At 75.4% G+C, this 501-nt stretch carries 1 protein-coding gene; it reads left to right on the top strand.

Translation table 11 applies throughout. From position 1 onward, the window contains the following. The coding region (locus AC1DY2_RS20525) for an NAD(P)/FAD-dependent oxidoreductase (protein ID WP_476764088.1) at positions 1-465 on the top strand (465 nt) is incomplete at its 5' end. Between the last annotated feature and the right edge of the window lie 36 nt (positions 466-501).

Here is a 501-nt window from a genome sequence, read left to right as displayed (position 1 = left end):
GCCGAGAGCATGTCGAGCTATCTCATCGAGGAGCTCGACGCGGCGGGCGTCGGCCTGATCACGCACACCAAGGTGGTGGATGCCGGTGCCGCCGACGATCCCAGCCGGCTCGACCACGTCGTGCTCGAGCGCACCGACACGGGCGAGCGGATGCCGCAGCGCGCCGATGCCGTCTTCATCACGATCGGCGCCCGGCCGCACACCGAGTGGCTGCCCCCCGAGGTGCTCCGCGACCAGTGGGGTTCCGTCATCACCGGGGTCGAGGTCGCCGAGGAGGGCGGGCCCGGCGCGTGGCTCGGGGACGGCGGCCGCGGCCCGACGCCGCTGGAGTCATCGGTGCCCGGCCTGTACGCCGTGGGCGACGTGCGCCGCGGGTCGGTGAAGCGCGTGGCCTCCGCCGTCGGCGAGGGCTCGGTCGTCATCTCCTCGGTGCACCAGCACCTCGGGCCGCACGTCGGCGGCTGACGCGGCGCGCCCGAGCCCCCGCCCGCCCGGAGGAGC

The organism is Agromyces sp. P1_H4 (assembly GCF_056405255.1).
This window is presented reverse-complemented; position numbering and strand designations above follow the sequence as displayed.